The organism is Corynebacterium sp. HMSC29G08 (assembly GCF_001806875.1).
GTDB lineage: Bacteria > Actinomycetota > Actinomycetes > Mycobacteriales > Mycobacteriaceae > Corynebacterium.
In genome coordinates, this window is record NZ_KV786200.1 from 1 (window position 1) to 3,530 (window position 3,530).

The 3,530-nt window shown below is 58.1% G+C and carries 2 protein-coding genes; both read left to right on the forward strand.

Features of this window, described 5'->3' with window-relative positions; all coding sequences use genetic code 11:
* The first annotated feature begins 182 nt into the window (after nt 1-182).
* Entirely contained in the window at nt 183-2,972 is a 2,790-nt protein-coding gene (gene aceE, locus HMPREF3101_RS00210; protein ID WP_070461855.1) for a pyruvate dehydrogenase (acetyl-transferring), homodimeric type, read from the forward strand.
* 362 nt (nt 2,973-3,334) lie between these two features.
* A partial coding sequence (locus HMPREF3101_RS00215) for a hypothetical protein (RefSeq protein ID WP_141737293.1) occupies nt 3,335-3,530 on the forward strand: 196 nt, incomplete at its 3' end.

Here is a 3,530-nt window from a genome sequence, read left to right on the forward strand (position 1 = left end):
CCGCACCGCCCCCGCACCGCCCCCGCCGAGCCCCCGTAACGCCCAGGAATCCCCAACGCCGTCACCCCACACGTACTCGGGCTGCGGCAAAACACTCTAGGATTGGCCAAAGTACGTTACCTACAACACGAAGAGGAGAGCACGTGGCTGAGAACGCTGATCACGCTGCAAATGCCGAGAAGGTGGAAAACACTGACGTTTACGGCAACCAGCATGACACTAATATCCCCCTGCTTCGGGACGGTGTTGCGTCCTACCTCCATGATTCCGATCCGGAGGAGACTCAGGAGTGGATGGATTCCCTCGATGGTCTTCTGGAGGCTTCTGACCCGGAGCGCGCCCGTTACCTCATGCTGCGCTTGATTGAGCGCGCGAACGCGAAGCGTGTGCCGTTGCCGGCGTTGTCCTCGACGGACTTGGTGAACACGATTCCGACGAAGTTGGAGCCGGAGTTCCCAGGTGATGAGGAGATTGAGAAGCGTTACCGTCGTTGGATTCGTTGGAATGCTGCGGTGATGGTGCACCGTGCACAGCGTCCGGGGATTCAGGTGGGTGGCCACATTTCCAGTTACGCATCTGCGGCTGCGTTGTATGAGGTTGGTTTCAACCACTTCTTCCGTGGCAAGGATGCGGAGCAGGGCGGTGACCACATTTTCTTCCAGGGTCACGCGTCGCCGGGTGTGTATGCCCGTGCGTTTATGGAGGGGCGTCTTTCGGAGGATGATCTGGACGGTTTCCGTCAGGAGCATTCGCGTGAGCAGGGCGGTTTGCCGTCGTACCCGCACCCACATGGCATGCCGAATTTCTGGGAGTTCCCGACGGTATCCATGGGTCTTGGCCCGATGAATGCGATCTACCAGGCTCGTTTTAACAAGTACCTGCAGGATCGTGGCATCAAGGACACGGACAAGCAGCATGTGTGGGCTTTTCTTGGCGACGGTGAGATGGACGAGCCCGAATCCCGCGGCCTCCTCCAGATGGCGTCGCTGTATGGCTTGGACAACTTGACCTTTGTGATCAACTGCAACCTGCAGCGTCTTGATGGACCGGTGCGTGGCAACGGCCAGATCATCCAGGAGCTGGAGAGCTTCTTTGTGGGTGCTGGCTGGAACGTGATCAAGGTTGTGTGGGGCCGTGAGTGGGATGAGCTTTTGGAGAAGGACACTGAGGGTGCCCTTGTTCACATCATGAACACCACGCCGGATGGTGATTACCAAACGTTTAAGGCTAATGACGGCGCGTATGTGCGTGAGCACTTCTTTGGCCGTGACCCGCGCACGCTGAAGCTGGTTGAGGATCTGAGCGATGAGGAGATCTGGGCACTGCGCCGCGGTGGCCACGATTACCGCAAGGTCTACGCTGCCTACAAGAAGGCGCTAGAGACCAAGGGCAAGCCGACGGTGATTCTTGCGCACACGGTGAAGGGTTACGGCTTGGGCCACAACTTTGAGGGCCGTAACGCTACGCACCAGATGAAGAAGCTCACCTTGGATGATCTGAAGCTGTTCCGCGATAAGCAGGGCATTCCGATCTCTGATGAGGAGCTGGAGAAGGATCCGTACCTGCCGCCGTACTACCACCCGGGTCAGGATGCGGATGAGATTAAGTACCTGCAGGAGCGCCGCAAGGAGCTTGGTGGGTACTTGCCGGAGCGTCGTAACAAGTTCACCCCGCTTGAGCTGCCGGACTTTGAGAAGTCCTTTAAGGCCATGTTCAAGGATTCGGGCTCGCAGCAGGTTGCGTCCACCATGGCGTTGGTGCGTACGTTTAAGGCGTTGATGCGTGACAAGGAGATTGGTCGCCGCGTGGTGCCGATCATCCCGGATGAGGCACGCACCTTCGGTTTGGACTCCTGGTTCCCAACGCAGAAGATCTACAACCCGAACGGCCAGAACTATGTGCCGGTGGATCATGATCTGCAGCTGTCCTACCGTGAGGCAACGGATGGCCAGATTCTGCATGAGGGCATTAATGAGGACGGCTCGTCGGCTTCGTTTATCGCGGCGGGTACGTCGTACGCCACTCATGGTGAGCCGATGATCCCGATGTACATCTTCTACTCCATGTTTGGTTTCCAGCGCACGGGCGATAACTTCTGGGCTGCTGGTGATCAGATGGGTCGTGGTTTCGTCATCGGTGCAACCGCTGGCCGCACCACGCTGTTTGGTGAGGGTCTGCAGCACATGGATGGCCACTCCCCGATTCTGGCGTCCACGAACCCGTCGATGGTTGTCTATGATCCGGCGTTTGCGTTTGAGATGCCGTACATCATCTCCAAGGGTATTGAGCGCATGTATGGCTCCAACCCGGGTGAGGATGTCATGTACTACATCACCGTGTACAACCAGCCGACTCACCAGCCGGCTCGTCCGGAGGACCTGGATGTTGAGGGTCTGCACAAGGGCATCTATCTTTACGACGCCGGCGATACCTCCAAGGAGCACCGCGTCTCCCTGCTAGCGTCCGGTATTGGCATGCAGGCGGCGCTGAAGGCGCAGGAGATCCTGCAGGACAAGTTCAACGTCGGTGCCGCGGTTTACTCGGTGACCTCGTGGGTTGAGTGTGCTCGCGACGGTGCACGTCTGGCCAAGGAGCAGCTGCTACACCCGGGTGAGGACGTTGGCACGCCGTTTGTCACCGAGAAGCTCAAGCAGACTGAGGGCCCGTACATTGCTACGAGCGACTTTGCTACGGATCTGCAGGAGCAGATCCGCCCGTACGTGCCGGGTCAGTACATTGTGCTGGGTGCGGACGGCTTCGGCTTCTCCGATACGCGTGAAGCTGCACGTCGCTTCTTCAATATTGACGCTGAGTCCATGGTTGTCGCAGCCCTGATGGGGCTGGCGAAGGAGGACAAGATCGATATGTCCGTTGCGGCGCAGGCTGCGAAGGACTTCAAGATTGATGATCCGACGGCCGCCAAGCCCGACCAGGAGGGTGAGGAGACCGGCCCGGAGAACGCGGCTGAGTAAACCTCGTGACTGCCGTTGCTAAGCCCGCCCGGCCCCTCACGGCCGCGGCGGGTTTTTACGCTGGCAGTCGGTCGCTTCTTCCGGATTTGACTCACGGTTTGGAAATAAGTCAGGCAGTTAGTCAGGCAGTGCGAATTGAAGTGCCCTGGGCCGAGTCAGGGTTGTGTAAACGAGGGGCCCTCATTTACAAAACCCCAGGTCGCCTTCGTCACATCCGTAACAAACCGCGTTGTTTGCAGCGAGACTCATGTGACGGATGTGAATACCCAGGCCTGCGGCGTAGCGTGGTCGTTTCCCCCTTCCCCGCAACTGGTGTTGTGTTAGTGTTTAGCAACAGTTAATGCTTTTCAAAGGGGGTGGGTGTGGTGTGGTCCGAGTTAGATGCCTTCGAACGCTACCGTGAAGAGTACTTCACGCTTTATGCTGATGAGGATGTGGTGGAAGACTGCGCTATAAGCCGGGCGAAGTCTGGCGACGAGTTCGACAGTATTGCTGCTGTGCTCACAAACGCCACTTTCGCCGATTGCGAAGGTGATGTCATCGAAGGGATGCGTACCC